General features: G+C 65.5%; 18 protein-coding genes. 2 read left to right on the top strand and 16 right to left on the bottom strand.

Annotation, left to right across the window (positions count from 1 at the left end; genetic code table 11):
* Nucleotides 1-17: 17 nt before the first annotated feature.
* From AC1DN9_RS01700 to AC1DN9_RS01725, 6 genes are all read right to left on the bottom strand, one after another.
* Nucleotides 18-584 (bottom strand): c-type cytochrome, encoded by a 567-nt coding sequence (locus AC1DN9_RS01700; RefSeq protein WP_478096660.1) that lies wholly within the window; start codon nucleotides 582-584, stop codon nucleotides 18-20.
* A 248-nt stretch (nucleotides 585-832) separates the two neighbouring features.
* Nucleotides 833-2,452, bottom strand: coding sequence for a b(o/a)3-type cytochrome-c oxidase subunit 1 (locus tag AC1DN9_RS01705; RefSeq protein WP_478096662.1), 1,620 nt, complete (start codon nucleotides 2,450-2,452; stop codon nucleotides 833-835).
* A complete protein-coding gene (locus AC1DN9_RS01710) occupies nucleotides 2,439-3,002 on the bottom strand; it encodes a cupredoxin domain-containing protein (RefSeq protein ID WP_478096822.1) in 564 nt (187 codons plus the stop codon). Before AC1DN9_RS01710 ends, AC1DN9_RS01705 begins: the two co-directional genes overlap by 14 nt.
* Nucleotides 3,003-3,007: 5 nt before the next feature.
* Entirely contained in the window at nucleotides 3,008-3,202 is a 195-nt protein-coding gene (locus AC1DN9_RS01715) for a hypothetical protein (RefSeq protein ID WP_478096663.1), read from the bottom strand.
* Nucleotides 3,203-3,222: 20 nt separating this feature from the next.
* Nucleotides 3,223-4,512: a c-type cytochrome gene (locus AC1DN9_RS01720; protein WP_478096665.1), complete on the bottom strand. Its 1,290-nt coding sequence runs from the start codon at nucleotides 4,510-4,512 to the stop codon at nucleotides 3,223-3,225.
* Between the two features lie 6 nt (nucleotides 4,513-4,518).
* Complete coding sequence (locus tag AC1DN9_RS01725) at nucleotides 4,519-5,196, bottom strand: c-type cytochrome (RefSeq protein ID WP_478096824.1); 678 nt, start codon at nucleotides 5,194-5,196, stop codon at nucleotides 4,519-4,521.
* A gap of 185 nt (nucleotides 5,197-5,381) precedes the next feature.
* Between AC1DN9_RS01725 and AC1DN9_RS01730 the strand changes: the two genes are divergently transcribed.
* Together AC1DN9_RS01730 and AC1DN9_RS01735 are read left to right on the top strand one after the other, a co-directional pair.
* Nucleotides 5,382-6,146, top strand: coding sequence for a class II aldolase/adducin family protein (locus tag AC1DN9_RS01730; protein ID WP_478096667.1), 765 nt, complete (start codon nucleotides 5,382-5,384; stop codon nucleotides 6,144-6,146).
* A gap of 46 nt (nucleotides 6,147-6,192) precedes the next feature.
* Nucleotides 6,193-6,396 carry a 4-oxalocrotonate tautomerase gene (locus tag AC1DN9_RS01735; protein ID WP_478096669.1) on the top strand — a complete coding sequence of 68 codons (204 nt, stop codon included), beginning with the start codon at nucleotides 6,193-6,195 and terminating at the stop codon, nucleotides 6,394-6,396.
* 47 nt (nucleotides 6,397-6,443) lie between these two features.
* Here the strand turns inward: AC1DN9_RS01735 and AC1DN9_RS01740 are convergent, their stop codons facing one another.
* From AC1DN9_RS01740 to AC1DN9_RS01785, 10 genes are all read right to left on the bottom strand, one after another.
* Nucleotides 6,444-6,821 (bottom strand): hypothetical protein, encoded by a 378-nt coding sequence (locus AC1DN9_RS01740; RefSeq protein ID WP_478096671.1) that lies wholly within the window; start codon nucleotides 6,819-6,821, stop codon nucleotides 6,444-6,446.
* Between the two features lie 31 nt (nucleotides 6,822-6,852).
* Nucleotides 6,853-7,437 carry a putative pterin-binding protein gene (locus AC1DN9_RS01745; RefSeq protein WP_478096673.1) on the bottom strand — a complete coding sequence of 195 codons (585 nt, stop codon included), beginning with the start codon at nucleotides 7,435-7,437 and terminating at the stop codon, nucleotides 6,853-6,855.
* Nucleotides 7,438-7,501: 64 nt separating this feature from the next.
* Nucleotides 7,502-8,098 (bottom strand): SRPBCC family protein, encoded by a 597-nt coding sequence (locus tag AC1DN9_RS01750; protein ID WP_478096675.1) that lies wholly within the window; start codon nucleotides 8,096-8,098, stop codon nucleotides 7,502-7,504.
* Nucleotides 8,098-8,622 (bottom strand): tetratricopeptide repeat protein, encoded by a 525-nt coding sequence (locus AC1DN9_RS01755; RefSeq protein ID WP_478096677.1) that lies wholly within the window; start codon nucleotides 8,620-8,622, stop codon nucleotides 8,098-8,100. Before AC1DN9_RS01755 ends, AC1DN9_RS01750 begins: the two co-directional genes overlap by 1 nt.
* A 28-nt stretch (nucleotides 8,623-8,650) precedes the next feature.
* Nucleotides 8,651-9,817: a TIGR03118 family protein gene (locus AC1DN9_RS01760; protein WP_478096679.1), complete on the bottom strand. Its 1,167-nt coding sequence runs from the start codon at nucleotides 9,815-9,817 to the stop codon at nucleotides 8,651-8,653.
* 75 nt (nucleotides 9,818-9,892) lie between these two features.
* Complete coding sequence (locus AC1DN9_RS01765) at nucleotides 9,893-10,585, bottom strand: TorF family putative porin (RefSeq protein WP_478096681.1); 693 nt, start codon at nucleotides 10,583-10,585, stop codon at nucleotides 9,893-9,895.
* Nucleotide 10,586: 1 nt separating this feature from the next.
* Nucleotides 10,587-11,840 (bottom strand): S8 family peptidase, encoded by a 1,254-nt coding sequence (locus AC1DN9_RS01770; protein WP_478096683.1) that lies wholly within the window; start codon nucleotides 11,838-11,840, stop codon nucleotides 10,587-10,589.
* Entirely contained in the window at nucleotides 11,837-12,508 is a 672-nt protein-coding gene (locus tag AC1DN9_RS01775; RefSeq protein WP_478096685.1) for a zf-HC2 domain-containing protein, read from the bottom strand. Before AC1DN9_RS01775 ends, AC1DN9_RS01770 begins: the two co-directional genes overlap by 4 nt.
* 61 nt (nucleotides 12,509-12,569) lie before the next feature.
* Nucleotides 12,570-13,175 (bottom strand): RNA polymerase sigma factor, encoded by a 606-nt coding sequence (locus AC1DN9_RS01780; RefSeq protein WP_478096687.1) that lies wholly within the window; start codon nucleotides 13,173-13,175, stop codon nucleotides 12,570-12,572.
* A gap of 201 nt (nucleotides 13,176-13,376) precedes the next feature.
* Nucleotides 13,377-15,116 (bottom strand): carboxylesterase/lipase family protein, encoded by a 1,740-nt coding sequence (locus AC1DN9_RS01785; protein ID WP_478096689.1) that lies wholly within the window; start codon nucleotides 15,114-15,116, stop codon nucleotides 13,377-13,379.
* Between the last annotated feature and the right edge of the window lie 114 nt (nucleotides 15,117-15,230).

Raw genomic sequence — 15,230 nt, forward strand, 5'->3', positions numbered from 1 at the left:
GGCAGTCTGGGCGATATTCAGCGTTCGCGCGCGGGCTCGCGACGCGCATAGAACTCCGCGACGCTGTCGAGTTCTTGTGCCGTCAAGGGCCGCACCATGTTGCGCATCTGGCCGAAGCTGTCGTTGCGGCGATCGCCCGACGCAAAAGCCTTCAGCTCCTTCAACAGGTACTCCTTCGGCATCCCTTCCAGCCACGGCGCGCCCAGCTTGTGGTCGATGCCGCCATGGCACGCCACGCACGGCACGATGTTTCGCAGCGGATCGCCCACGCGCACCAGCGCCGGTGCGCCCGGTTCATCGGCATGCACCGGCGCCGCGCGCGCCTTGGGCAACGAGTCGTAGTACGCGGCGACATCCTGGATGTCGCGCTCCGACAGTCTGTTGGCAATGGTCTGCATGAATGCGCTGGTCCGGTTGCCGAGCTTGTAGTCATGCAACTGCTTGATGATGACCTCCGGATACTGTCCGGCGAGGTTGGGCGAGCCACCATCGCTCATGCCCTGCGCACCATGGCACATGCTGCATTGCTGGATGGCAATGGTGGCGCCGCGGCCGGTTGCGTCGCCCGCACCGGAGCGCCCCATGGCGTTGGTCAGTATGACGTTGGTCGTGCCGGCGCCCGGCTTCGGCCACTCCTCCGCGGCGGTCCATTCGCTGGGCACGCCTGCCGCCCGGCAGATGCTGTCCCAGACGCTCTTGGCGGTGAAGTCGCCGTGCCTCGACGGCAGCCACACGAAGCCCACGAGCAGCGCCACCGCGGTCAGCGCAACGAGTCCGAGCACGCTCCAGCGAAACCATCGGTTGCTCCACGAGAACATGCCGGCTTCCTGCATCACCGGCCTCCAATGGGAATGACAGGAACCGAGGCATTCTGGAGCGACGCCAACTGCGCGATCGGAAAGCCGTAGTTCACCACCGTGAGAGCGATCATCAGCGAGACCCAGAGCGCGAAGCCGTTCAATGCCACCGGCGTGGTCGCAGGCATGTGGATCGGCGTGCTGAAGCTGTAGGGCGCGGGTGCCGCGTCGCTCTTGCCCGCGCGTGCCAGGATGTAGATGAAGAGGAGGGCGGACAGCACCAGCATCAGCCCGCCGAGGCTCCCCGCGACGAGCGTCCAGCCCTGATTGCTGAGCGCCGGGTTCGAAAAGTCGAAGTACGACATGCGCCGCGGCTGTCCGAGCAGGCCGACCCAATGCCACGGCATGGTCATCACCATCATTCCGACGAACCACAGCCAAAGTTGCGTCTTGACGAGGCCGACCGGCAGCGCCTTGCAGCCGGTGAGTTGCGGCCACAGGTCATACGCGACCACGAAGTACATGATGACGATGGCGCCCGCGAAGATCAGGTGGAAGTGCCCCGTGACCCACTGCGTGTTGTGGACCGTCTCGTTGAGCTGGAAGCTCATGTTGATGAGCCCGCCCGCGCCGCCGAAGCCCAGCATGATGAACGAGAAGGTGACGGCCAGCATCATCGGGTTGCCCCAGGGCAGCGCCTTCACCCATCCGAAGATCCCCTTGCCGCCGCGCAAGCGCGCGGCGATCTCGACCGACGCGACGATCGTGAACACCGTGAGGAAGGTGGGCACCGCCACCATCGCCGTGAACGCCGCATGCATGAACTTGAATCCGGCCCCCACCTGCGGGTCGGCGAAGAGGTGGTGGATGCCGATGGGCATCGAGAACACGAGGAAGAGCACGAACGCGACGCGCCCCATCGTGTCGCTGTAGAGTCGCCCGCCGATGGCGCGCGGGACGATCGTGTAGAACGCGATGTAGGCCGGCATCAGCCAGAAGTACACGATGGCGTGCAGCGTCCATGAGAAGAACACGCGTGCCAGTCCGGCGTTGATCGTGTCCGTCAGGCCCAGCGCAGCGGGCAAGACCAGGAGAAGGATCTCGACCGCCGCACCCACCGATGTCCACGCCCACAGGTAGGCGCCTGCCACGTTGCCGAACATCGCCAGCGGCACCGTTGCGCCGGCGTTCCTTTTCTTCCATGCCCGCAGATTGACCGCCATGAGCGCGACCCAGATCCACGAGCCGACCACCACCAGCACGATGCCGAGGTAGTAGAAGGGGCTGCCGATCATCGGCGGGTAGAAGGTGTAGAGCACCGAGGCAAGGCCCAGCGCGACCGGCGTTGCCGCCGTCACGGTGCCGGCGACCACGAGCCAGAAGCCGGCCCATGCCCAGCGCAGGCCGATGAGCGGCTGCTTCAGCGCCAGTTCGCTGATGGCGTAGCCGAAGCCCATGGCCACCAGCGTCGGGAGGACATAGCCCATCACCGTGCCGTGCGCGGTCACCGACCGGTAGTAGTGTTCGGGGTCGCCGACCCACGCGCTGAGCGGGCTGCGCACGAACATCTGCCATTCACCCAGCACGATGGCCGCGCCGAACGCGATGAAGGCGATCCAGAAGTGCGCGAGCACGAGTTTTCTAGCGAGGAACACAGCTCATCCTCTCTGCGCCCTTGGCCTTGGCGAGGAACTCGTCGGCCGGCAGCACCTGCACATGACCCCACATGGCCTCGTGGCCCGTGCCGCAATACTCATGGCAAGGCATCAGGCGCTCGCCGGGCTTGTCGAAGGTGGCGGTGAAGGTCGCGACGAATCCCGGAATCAGCATCACGTTGGCGTTCGTCTTGTCGACGACAAAGCCATGCACGGCATCGGCGCTGGTCGCGCGAAAGGTGACCGGCACGCCGGCCGGAACGACCAGGCATTGCGGCTCGAAGGAATACTGCTGCGCGACGAGCCGCACCACGACCTTGCCGTTCGCATCGACCGTGGTGCCCAGGTTGTTCTCGACGAACTCGCCCGACACGTGCAGCGTGCGCGGATCGACGGTCTCCACGCGGGACGGCGGCATCGACGCCCAATGCAGTCCGGTGAAGATCATCATCACGAGCAGCAGGGCGATGATGAGCATGACGATGATCGCCCAGCGCCTTTCCGCCCCGGCAGCAACCGCCTCCGATGCGTGCGACACGCCGGCGTTCATCGAAGTCACTGGATGGCTCCTCGCGGCAGGTAGACCAGAAAGTAGAAGAGGAAGACGATGGCGACCACGATGAAGGTGGCGAGCCCGACGACGGCAAAAGTGCCCGCCGGTCCACGCGCGACGATGTCGTCGACACGCGCATCCTCCCGCGCCGGGTCGGCGCCTTCGGCCGCGGTCGGAAGATCGGTGTGGGTTGCCATTGCGCGGGCCTTCCTTGCTGCTATTCGGGGACGAGCGTGCGCAATTCGCTGACGCTGGCGGCGGTCACCGGCGTCCCGCTGTTTTCCCATGCGACGCGGATATAGGTCACCACCGCCGCCACCTCGTCGTCGTTGAGGATGTGCGAGAAGGGCGGCATGCCGTGCGGCTTCGGATTGCGCTTCGTGCCGGGCGCATAGCCGCCGTTCAGCACCATGCGGATCGAATTCACCGGCGAACTCATCGTGATCGACTGATTACTGGCGAGCGGCGGAAACTGCGGCGGATGACCCTTGCCTTCCTCGCCGTGGCACATGAAGCACTGCGTCGCGTAGATCTTGCGGCCGAGCTCCATCACGTTCGGGCTGACCAGCCGCGCGCTGCTCGGCGGCGGCGGTTCGGAGTCGCGCTGCGGAAGCTCCTTCAAATAGACCGCCATGGCTTCGACATCCGCGTCGGAGAGGTACTGCAGGCTGTTGTAGACCACTTCCGCCATGGGCCCGTAGACCGTGGCCCGATCCGAAATGCCGGCCTGCAGGAGGTCGGTGATTTCCTTGAGGTTCCAGTTGCCAAGTCCTGCCTCGCGGTTCGACGTGAGCGAAGGCGCATACCAGTTCTGGTTGGGGATCATCCCGCCTTCGAACTCCTGCGACGTCTTCGAGCCGCCGAGCTTGTTGATGGCCGTGTGGCACATCGCGCAATGGCCAAGGCCTTCCACCAGGTAGGCGCCGCGATTCCATTGGACGGACTTGCTCTTGTCGGGCTGGTATTCGCCCTCCTTGAAGTAAAGCGCCCGCCAGCCGATCAGCAGGTCACGCTGATTGAACGGGAACTTCAACTCATGGGGCCGGTTCTGCTGGCTCACCGGCGGCACGGACATCATGTAGGCGTAGATGGCGTCCGAGTCCTCGCGCGTCACCTTGGTGTAGGAGGCGAAGGGCATCACCGGGTACATCAGCGAGCCATCGCGCGCGACGCCCTGATGCATCATTCGATAGAAGTCGTCGGCGGTCCAGCGGCCAATGCCGGTTTCATCGTCCGGGGTGACATTGGGAACGAAGAGGCTGCCAAAGGGAGTTTCCATCGCGCGGCCACCTGCAAACTGCTGGCCGCCGGGCGCGGTGTGGCATGCGATGCAATCACCGGCGCGGGCCAGATACTCGCCCCTCGTGATCACCTGGGTCGTCGGGCTCGCTTCAACCTTGCCGGGCTCCGTTGGCAGATACCCGGGCATGAAGTAGAGGAAGCCGGCGACGAGCACCACCACGATCGCCGACGCGGCGAGAAGGAGGTTGCGTGTTCCTCTCCGCATGGGGGCCTACATCTGGCTTCCGCACGACAAGGGCATGCGCTGGAGGTTGGACGATGCGGGAGAAACATCGCGCGGCGGATCCTGGGACGAGAGCCAGGTCGCCACCGCGTACACATCCTGTTCCGACAAGCGGTCGGCAATGCGCTTCATGCAATCGGGCTGCGCCGCTTGCCGGTTGCCCGTGCGCCAGCGCGTGAGCTGCGCAACGATGTACGAGGAGCGCAATCCGACCAGTCCCGGGATGCCCGGCTCCATGCCGGTGAGCCCGGGGCCGTGGCAGGAGATGCAGGGTGGTATCTGCTTGCTCGCATCGCCCGAGACGGCGATCGTCGCGCCGCGCTTGATCACCGACTCCGGGGCAGTGGTCGGTTGCTTCGGTTCGAAGGCAGGCCGCTCTTTCGCGAAGTGCTCGGCGATCTCCCGCAGATAGGAGTCCGGCAGATAGGCCACCAGGTAGTTCATCGGCGGATACACCCGCTTGCCATCACGAAAGGCGACCAGTTGGTTGTAGAGATAGGCCGCAGGCTTGCCCGCAATGCGCGGAAAGTACGGGTTGCCGGTGCCTTGTCCCCCTTGGCCGTGACAGGTTGCGCAGCCTTGTACGCGCGCTTCCATCGAATCGACGGACTTGAAGGCGGGGATGGCCGGATCTTGCTGCGCCAAGGCGGCGGAGGCAAAAGCCATGATGAACACCGCAGTCGCCAGTTCAGGCTTCACGAACGTGGTCTCCTCTTTGGTCTGCGCGCCTGGATCGGCAATCACGGCCGGCGATCGATAATTATCTGACCGTCTCGACTGCGCGCATTGATATTTGTCAGTTCATGCATGCGTGGTGCACGCCACTTTGCCTCACCCGCTAAAGTTGCGCCATGAACCAGCACGCCAAGGCCGACCTACGCCCGGCACGCACCGAGCGGGAGGTCCGCGTCGACCTCGCCGCGGCCTACCGCATGGCCGCGCAGAACGGCTGGGATGACACCGTCTACACCCATCTGTCGGCCAGCGTCCCCGGCGAGGCGGGCCACTACCTGCTGAATCCGTTCGGCGCGACTTTCGACGAGATCACTGCATCGAGCCTGGTCAAGGTCAACTTGCGCGGCGAGGTCGTCGATGGCTCCGGCGCACGCGTGAACCCCAGCGGCTTCGCGATCCACGGCGCCGTGCATGCCGCGCGACCGGAGGTCGAATGCGTGATCCACTTGCATACGCCCTGGGGTGTGGCGTTGTCGATGCTGCCGAACGGCCTGCAGCCAACCTCGCAATACGCGATGCGCCTGCACCGGCGGCTCGGCCGCCATGCCTACGAAGGGCTGGCGCTCGGCGTCGATGAGCAACGACGACTCGTCGCGGATCTCGGTGCGCTCGATGGCTTGATCCTCGACAACCATGGCACGCTGGTCGTCGGCCGCACCGTGGCCGAGGCCTGGATGCTGATGCACCTGCTCGAGCGCGCAGCGCAGGCGCAATTGCGCGCCATGGCGGCCACGGGCGGCGAAGTGCGAGTGGTCAGCGACGAACTCGCTGCGCGTACCTATCGTGAATGGGTCGGCGACGGCAGCGAATGGGATGGCGACGTGGAATGGCCAGCCCTGCTGCGGCGGCTCGACCGCGCCGCGCCAGGCTATCGGGATTGACTGATTGGTTGATTGAACGATTGAACGATTTATCTGGAGAACTCACATGCCCACCATCCGCGTCGAACTGTTCGAGGGTCGTACGGTCGAGCAGAAGCGCGCCCTCGCGCAAGCCTTGACCGAGGCCACCGTCCGCACACTGGGCGGATCGCCCGACGGCGTTGACATCCTGTTCTACGACATCGCGAAGCACGACTGGGCAACCGGCGGCAAGCTCTGGAGCGAGCCTGCGTCGCCGCCAGCCGGTTGAACCACGGCGCAGCCCGCCTCGGCTGATCTATGTCATGTCACGGAGTGTCAGGCCCAACGCCGGACGGCTTCGGCGGTGTCGCTCGGCTTGGTGTTGAAGCAGATCCGGGCGCCAGGGGCCGCTTGGTGCACCACGTTGATCAGCCGCTCGAAGAGAAGAAAGTAGGTGGGAATGGTCCGGATACCGGCACCGATGACCACGCAGTCGAATGGCTTTTCAGAGAGCTTTCGAGCCACCACGTCCGCAGCCGTTTCCCCGAGGTCGGTCAGGCAGAGCTCCGCTTCGTAGCCCAGGCCGGCAAGCTTTGCCTGATCCGCATCGAGTCCCGCCCGAACCTTGTCGGCATTCATGTCCGGCATCGTGCTGAAGTCGACCAGACTCGGCTCCAATCCGATCACCAACACCTGCGTTTTCGTCATCGTCATCGGAATCTCCTTTGAAGCCAGGCTTTCGCAATCAGCCGCGCGTCACCTCGATGCTGTACAGCCCCCACGGGCACAGCGCAAACCGTTCCTTGAGCGGCTTGTCCTTGAACGCGGCGAGCGTATCGGCCTCATAGATCGCCCATTGCGGTCCCAGTCCCCCAAGCGCGAGCGGCGTCCCGTCGATTTCCGTCGCGACGATCATCCGGTAGCTTCGCGCATCGGCCATCTTCAGCGGCACGACATAGCCGTCCACGGCGCGAAGGGCAAGCATGACGTCGTCGGCAGCCGCCACGCCCGCGGCTTCCACGACGCCGGTCAACAGCGGGCCGGCGAGCGAATGCATCTTGCCGTCGTACTCCAGCGTTGCGCGGATTCGAACGGCGGGTAGACGGCGCAAGGCTTCGGGATCGAAGACGTATGCCTTGTCGAACTTGACGCCATGCTTGACCATGAGCTGATCGAGCGCCGGATCGACGGGGCCTCTGTTGGTCTTGCCGATCGCACCGCTGACGGTCAGAAGGCCGGGACCCCGATGGGTCGATTCAGCGGCTGTTGCGTGGACCGAAGGGAGCAGGCCGGCGAGTGTCGCCGTGCCGAGGAAGCGTCGTTTGTTCATCGCTCAATTGTGGGGCGATGCACGGGGTAGCGTCCATCGTCGCCTCGAAGCACCGCCGATGGGTTCAGCGCTCCTTCTCCGCATCGCGACGCACGATTTCCTTCACCATCGCGGTGAACTGATTCGCGAGCATGTTGCGCACCACGATCTTGCCGACGACCGGCGGCACCGCGAAGTCGGGTACCACCCGACCCGAATAGCTCAGGCGTACGGTGCCGGCGGGCAGTATCTCGAGGGTGTAGCGGCCCTCCATCTCCCGGAGGTTCCCGCTGACGGCGCGCGCCATGACACGCCGCTGAGGTGATTCGACGACGGCCAGTTGCGTCTGCACCGCCTGCCTGAAGAAGAGGAAGTTGAACTCGCCAGTCTGCTCGACGAGGAGTCGGTCGGCATCACGCTGCACCACGCGGGAGGTGAGCATGTAGGGAATGAATTCGGCGAGGTGGTTGTAGTCGGTGATGACGGCCCACACCGTGCGCGAGTCCACCAGCATCTCGGCGGACGCCGTCACGGTGATGTAGTCGCCTTGGCCGTTGGTCTCGATCTCGACCTGCGGCACGTTGGCGGCCGCCTGGGCGCAAAGGGCCCCGGCAAGCAGCAGGGCCACGGCGCCCGCGCGCAGATTCGATGCTGCGCAGCCTGGCGCCGCCCTCGGAAGCATCACGTCCCCGTCTTCGCCGCGCGCTGGCTCCGGTATTTCGCGATCTCCGCCTTCAGGTCGGAGTACTCCTCGCACGGCAGGAAGCAGAGCTTGTCCAGCACCTTCAATTCCTGCTCGGCCCGGGCAACGTCACCCATCTGCAGATAGGCTTCGCCGAGATACTCGTGCGCGCCCCTGTGCTTCGGGTTGATCTTCAGCGCCTTGTCATAGGAGGTCAGCGCTGCATCGATGTTGCCCATCTTGCGCTGCGCGTGGCCGAGCTCATTCCAGGCGTCGGCGTCGCCGGGACTGCGCGCGACGTAGACGGTCATGTGCGCCTCGACCTGCTTCCAGTCCTCCTTGCCGACCGCGGCCATGCCCGCCCTGAAGTCGGGGTCCGGATTGACATTGACCGCCTCGCTGCCGCCACCGCCGCCTCCACCGCCTCCGCCGCCGCCCCCACCTCCACCACCGCCGGCGGCCAGTGCGGACAGGCTGAAGGCAAGGGACACGCCGGAAATGAACATCACGATTGCATGTTTCATGGTGAGTTGCTCCTTGATGACAGGGAAATCAACGGTTGTCGATGCGGCCATAAACGCCATGGGTCCCTCCGCTGGGCCCGGCGGCAAAGAACAGCGTGTTCGTGGGCTGGCTGTTGATGCCGTTTCCGAACGCGATTCCGCGAAGACCATCGATCATGACCGCGTTTCCGGCAGATGTGGAGAGCGTCCCCATGAATGCGCCGGTCGTAGGGTTGAAGGCACTGATCGTTCCGTCGCCTGTATTGGCGACGAGCAATGCGTTGCTGAAGGGCCCGAAGTTGGCCGGTGCCATCGCCATGCCCCACGGCATATTGAGCGCGCCGCCGGGCGCAACGAGCCGCGTGACGAGGTGACCCGAGGTGTCGAAGACGTCGACGGCGCCGAGGCCGGCACCCGCGACCGGGTTGAGCTCCTGCGCGTCCTGTCTGGCGTAGCTGACGTAGATCTGACCGCCGATCGCCTGGATGCCGAACGGCGCATAGCCGGCCGGCATTGCCTGATCGACGAAGCTGCCCGCGACGTTGGCCTTCGCGAAGTTCGAGTCGAACATGTCGACGGTCGCATGATGGAAATCCGCCGCGTACAGAAAGTCCGACGCGCCTTGGCTGGCAAGCGCGAGGCCCGTGTAGACCGTGCCCGCGGGTCCGCCGTCGAAGACCGTGACCGCATGGGTCATGTCGACGCCGGGTGACCAGCCCGACAACGTGCCGGCTTGTCCTGCGAAGATGAAAGCGCTCGCGCCGGACATGCCGTTTGCCGTGACCATGAAGTCCTGATGGCCATTGAAGACGATGCCGGTTGGCATTGCGTTGCCAGAAACGCCGGGCGGGATCGACACGATCAATGATTGCGGAACGCCGTTGCCGTCATAGAGCGTCGAGGTCGACGACCCATTGTTCGCCACCCAGACAAACCCGCTCGGGTTGAAGGCCACGCCCCACGCATTGATGAGACGCGCGTCACTGCCGGAGCTGCCATAGATGTTGTTCGCGGCAGAGAGATCAGACACGAGGTTGGTCGCGACATAGCTCATGCCGGTGACGGTGCCCATGCCGGGGGGAGAGGCGGTGCCGGCGCCTGGGATAGTGCCCGGCACGAACCCGCCACCGGAATACCCGCCACCGCCGCCGCAGGCGGCCAACATCAATGCGCTCGCACAGGCGAGCCCGCACAACTTCAGGCGATAGGCTTTCATTGCATTTCCTTTCAGACCGGGCCCGGTGTATTCCGCACCTATGCCGAAAGGTTCATGCGTCCACGCTTCAGAAAGTCAGAAGGCCAGCGACGCGCTCAGCACCAGCGCGCCGCGCGACGCTCGCGCGTAGGCCGTCGGGTAGACAGCGCTGCGGCCGCCCTCGACCCAGGCGAGTTGCACTTCCCACGCATCGCGCGCAACGGCGAGCCCGACGCTGCCATCGAGGTTCACGCCCCCGCCTTCGGGGGGGGCTCCGCCAAGGCGCATCAGGGCGCCGATGTGGGCGGTCACGCGTGTGATGGCCGAGATGGGCAGGCCGACGTTGAACTCGCCATAGGCCGTGCGGGTGCCGCTGCCGAAATAGTCGGGTGAATAGTGCAACCGCGTGTTCCACCGTTCGCCGTTCAGCCCGGTGAACACCTCGTAGTAGTCGTAGCGCGAATCCGTGCCGAAGTGAACACCGGTCACGCCGGCTTCCCAGCCGAGGCGATCCGACAGCCGGCCCGCATACCCCGCGTAGCCGAGCACCTGCACCTGCCAACGCGGCCGGTACAGCATCACCTCCGTGAGCGATGCGCCGCCAAACCATCCGCCGGGATCGTCGTAGGCGGCGCTCAGGCGAAGCGTCGGCTTTTCATTGCTGAGCGAAATGCCGCGGTAGCGATAGTCCGAGAGGAATGCGATGTTCCCGCCGACCTGTGCGAACGCGACGCCGCAGACGAGGAACAACGAGGGGCAGAGCGCGGCACGCAGACCGGCGGTCGGCATGTCACTGACGGACGTTGGAGGGTATCGTGGAGCGCGTCACGGTGCGGACGCAGGCATCATCGCCTGCGACGCGTGCCAGTGTGGCACAAGCGTTGATTCCTCCGCCGGGAAAAGATACGACGCTGGCGAAAGAGGGCGCCGCCGCATTTCCTGGCGACCGCTCGCGCATCAGGGCGAACAGTCCCGTCACATGGGCCGCCGCATAGGACGAACCGGACACGAGGTTCCAGCGGGCGCCGGGGAGGGTGGTCGGTACATCGCGTCCGGGTGCGACCAGGGCGCGCGGCAAGGCCGGCTCGCCGGTGTCGTCGGCGACGGCCACGACCCCGGCATGCGAAGCCGGGAAGCCGCCGTCCGGCAACTTTCGATCGACGGCACCGATGACGCTGATGTGGCGTGAAAGCGCCACGTCCAGCAGCCTGTCGAGCAGGCGATCGGGCGGCCCGCTGAGGCTCAGGTTGATGACGGCCGCATCGTGCGTGATCGCGAAGTGCAGCGCCATCGCAAGGCTCAGGCTCGAGCACAGCGTGGCCTGGCTGCTCTGCTGCCAGCAGGCGCGCAACGCGAGCAGCCGTGCGTTCGGCGCGACGCCGACAATGCCGACGCCGTTGTCTGCGCGCGCGGCGATGATGCCGGCGACCGCCGTGCCGTGATCCTCTGGGACGTCGCGATGGCCTTCGACGAAGTTCTCTTTCAGCACCACCTGGCCCACGAGGTCGGGGTGCTGCTCGTCGACACCGCTGTCGACGACCGCGACGCGCACGTCGCGACCGGTGGACATCTCGTGCAGATCCAGCAGGTGCCAGGCCTGTTCCACCGGCTGAAGCGGGTACAGCGGGTCATCATGGCCGCGGGTCCGAAAAACGTTCATCGGCTGGGCCCAGGCGACGCGTGGGTCGCGAGACAGGTCCTGAGCGACACGCTCGGGCAACTGGTCGTCCGGCACTGCCATCACGAAGCAGTCCACGCCCAGCAGCGGCATCACCCAATTGGTGATGAGCGTCAACCCGTGCTCGCGTGCCAGCGCGGCGGCCACGCGGCGGCGCGCGCCGATCGCCGGGCCGTCCCCATAGCCGCCTGAATAGGCATTCTCGGGTCGATAGTGCTCCGGCGGGAGGCGCAACAGCAGCAGCACCTGCTGATTGGCCGCGGGCGAAGCCACTGCCGGGGTCTGATCGGGCGGCGCGGCGCGCGCGGGCGGCTGGATGGCGGTGAGGGCGACCAGCCATGCGACCAGAATCCACTTCAAGGTCATGGCGCCGCCCGGCCATCGAGCGATTCGACAAGCAGCACGGCGCTCTCCTTGCGCAGCCGCTGGACCGCCGCCGTTTCGAGGCCGGCCGGCACGGCCAGCAGATAGGCATCGGTCGCAGTCGGCCCGTAGACCAGCCGCGCCTCGCTGTCGCGCAGCACGCGCCGCATTTCCTGCTCGGTGGCCTCGGGCCGGAATCTCACGATCAGGTTGCCGCCGGCGGTTGCGCCAGAGGCTCCTGCCGGCCCGCCCAGTGCCCGGTAGCGCTGATCGGGCGCAAGCTGAACGAGCAGCACGCCGCCCAACGCCGCAACCAGGACGCACTGGCCCGCCAGTGCCCAGCGAGTCCACCCAGGGGTTCCAAGCCATCGGTCCTTCAGCCGCGCCCAGACGCCTCGGCGTTGTCGCGGCGGCGCATCGGCGGCGATGCGATTGCGCAACAAGGCGAATCCCTGGTCGGCATTGCCGGTGGCGGCGGGCTCTGAATGTGCGCAGGCGGACTGAATCTCCCGTTCCCAGGCCAACTCGGCCTGACAACGAGGACATTCGGCGATGTGCGCTTCGACGCGTGCACGTTCCGCTTCGTCGAGGTTTGCGCCGACGTACCACGGCAGCAGCGCCTGCACCCTTTGATGCAGGTCGGTGCCGAGTTGAACGACTCGCCCGCTCATAAGCTAACCTCCGTGCTGCGCACTGCGGTGCGAGCTTGCTTGGGGCGGCCCGGCGCGGCGCTCATAGCCAATCCTCCAGCCGGCCGGAGAGCAGCGTCTTCAACCTGCGCCGGGCGTGGAACATTCGCGTCTTCACGGTGTCGACGGGGCAGCCGACGACCTCGCTGATCTCGCGATAGCCGATGCCGTGGAAATAGGTCAGGTGGACGACCGCACGCTGCTCGAAGGAGAGGTGGTCCATGGCTTGCGCCAACGCTGCGCGTATCTGCGACTGCGCCGCGTGGTATTCGGGACCGGACTCCGTCGGCGCGGGTTGATCGTCTTCGTTTTCTTCCGGCATGGGCTCGTCCAGCCGGCTCAGCGCCTTCATGGCCTTTCGGTAGGCGATGGCAAAAATCCAGGTCGATACCTTGCTGGCGCCGTTGTAGGTTGCGGCCCGGTTCCAGACGACCAGCATCGTGTCGTTGAGCAGTTCTTCGACCAGCCCGGGACGACGTGTCAAACGGTCGAGGAAGCGTGTGAGTCGCGGGTGATAGGCGCGGTAGAGCTGCTCGAATGCCGGCAATTCGCCGTTTGCGATTCGGCCGAGGAGGCCCACCTCGGCGCGCTCGGCCAACGCCACGCCCTCGTCGTGCGTGCGAACGGCATCGAGGGGCATGCTCGGCATGAGAGGCTCATGAGTGGCGGCGTCCAGCGGACTGTACGCCGTCGCTGCCTTCGCACGTGTTACTGGGGTCATCGAAGCCTCGTTGAACTTCGGCACAGCCCATCCTGACCCGGACGGCACTGGCCGACTGGAACGGTTGATTCCAGTTGACGAGGAAACGGTTCAATCGGGCGCAGGTCCCGAGGCCCCTGCGCGTGCGGACTATTGAACGGAAATCTTCTTGCTCGTCGCGGTCGCGTCGAAGATGAGCGTCGAGGGCCACGTCTGCCAGGTGACGCCCAGCACGTGCGGCGCGTTCGGATCGCCCCGTCTGGCAAAGGCGCCCAGGCTCTTCATCATCGCGTCGGACAACTGCAGTCGCCCCGGTTTGTTGGCCGTGGAGTTCGCGATGTTCGAGAACAGAGACGGCCCGAAATTGCCGAAGACGAACGGCAGGTCGAATGCATGCGCGGCGCCGTAGATGTCGTTCCATGGTGCCGGCTCCACGTCCCAGTCGAACCGGTAGTACCAGACATCGTTCTGCTGCGCCTTGAGTGCGTTGAGGATGTTGTTGCGGCTCGGAATGAAGAACACCTGGTTCAGCAGATCCGTCCTTGCATTGAAGCCCGTGACTGGCGTCGTCACCGGCAGGTATTGCGCGGGAATCCACTGGTCGATGCTCACCGTGGCCGGGCCGTTGGGGTTGTAGCTGAACTGCGTCGAGAACAGGGTTGCATCGCTCACGAGTCGACCGCTGACGCCGCCGAGTGCGGGCGACAGCGCCAGGAAGGTGGGAAACAGCTTGGCCTCGTCACGCGTATTGCCGGCAAGGACCGGCACCCGCAGGTAGTTTCCGCCCTGGATCGCCGCGATCGGGTCGACCGGCAACACGGCGCCATCGGGAATCGGGCCCGAGCCCGCCAAGCCGAGCGGGGCCAGTTTGGTGAGCAGGGTGCCCAGCAGCGTCGCCGGGCTCTTCGAGCGGAGATAGGCCGCGATCTGCGCGGGCGGCTGGCTGGCTGCGTAGGCAGTCGCAGAGGCGGCGTCGCTGGCGAGGCCGTCAGCGATCAATTGGTTCGCGAGCAAGGCATTGCCCTGAGCGAGATATGTCGATTCGGGGCTCAGCGTCGGGATGCTGCCTGGAGGCAGGTTCGTGCCCAGCGACAGGCCGCCGCTGAGTGGCACCAGGCGATGGAACAGCTTGTGGCGCGCATTCGTGACCACCGGGGAAGTCAGCAGCGCATAGACGTTGATGGCGCCCGCCGACTGTCCCATCAGCGTGACATTGCGCGGGTCGCCCCCGAAGGCATCGATGTCGCGACGGATGAACTCCAGCGCCTTGACGATGTCGAGCAGGGCGAAGTTGCCGGAGTCCTCGACCGGATTCGTGCCGGACTTGAGTTGCGGCACATCCAGGAAGCCGAAGATGCCGAGGCGATAGTTCACTGTCACGACAACAGCATGGGCCGCCTTGGCGAGCGCCGCGCCGTCGTAGACAGGGTCCGCCGTGTAGCCCGACACGTCGCTCCCGCCGTGGACGAAAACGATGACGGGCAGGTCGTCCCGGTCGTTCGCCGGACGCCAGATGTTCAGGTACAGGCAATCCTCGCTGCCCACGGCCTGGTTCAACGTCGTTCCGATCGTCGCGTCGTAGCGGTTGTTGGCGCCCGGGCCATAGATGCGGCCGTACTGCGCGCATGCATTGGCGAACTGTTGCGTCGCCCTGGTCTTCTTCCAGGAATCGGGGTCGACCGGGGCTTTCCAGCGCAGCGCGCCCACCGGCGGTTTCGCGAAAGGCACGCCCTTCCATGCGATGGTTCCCGTGTCTCTCGAGTCGTCGACGCCGACGACCTTTCCGAAGTGCGTGTGACGCTCGATGTCAGGAGGATCGTCGCGACCCCACGAAGGTGTCTGCGACAGAAGCGTGACACACGCGACCACAAACCAGGCAGTACGCATCATGGGCTTGTCTCCTCCAAAGGCGGCAACGGTAAGAGCCGCGTCATGGGCCACCTACAGGAGAAACCCGACTTCCGTGCTGCGCCGGATTGATGATTGCCTTGATCAAACATGCCG

This window comes from Variovorax sp. 05L425 (assembly GCF_056397705.1).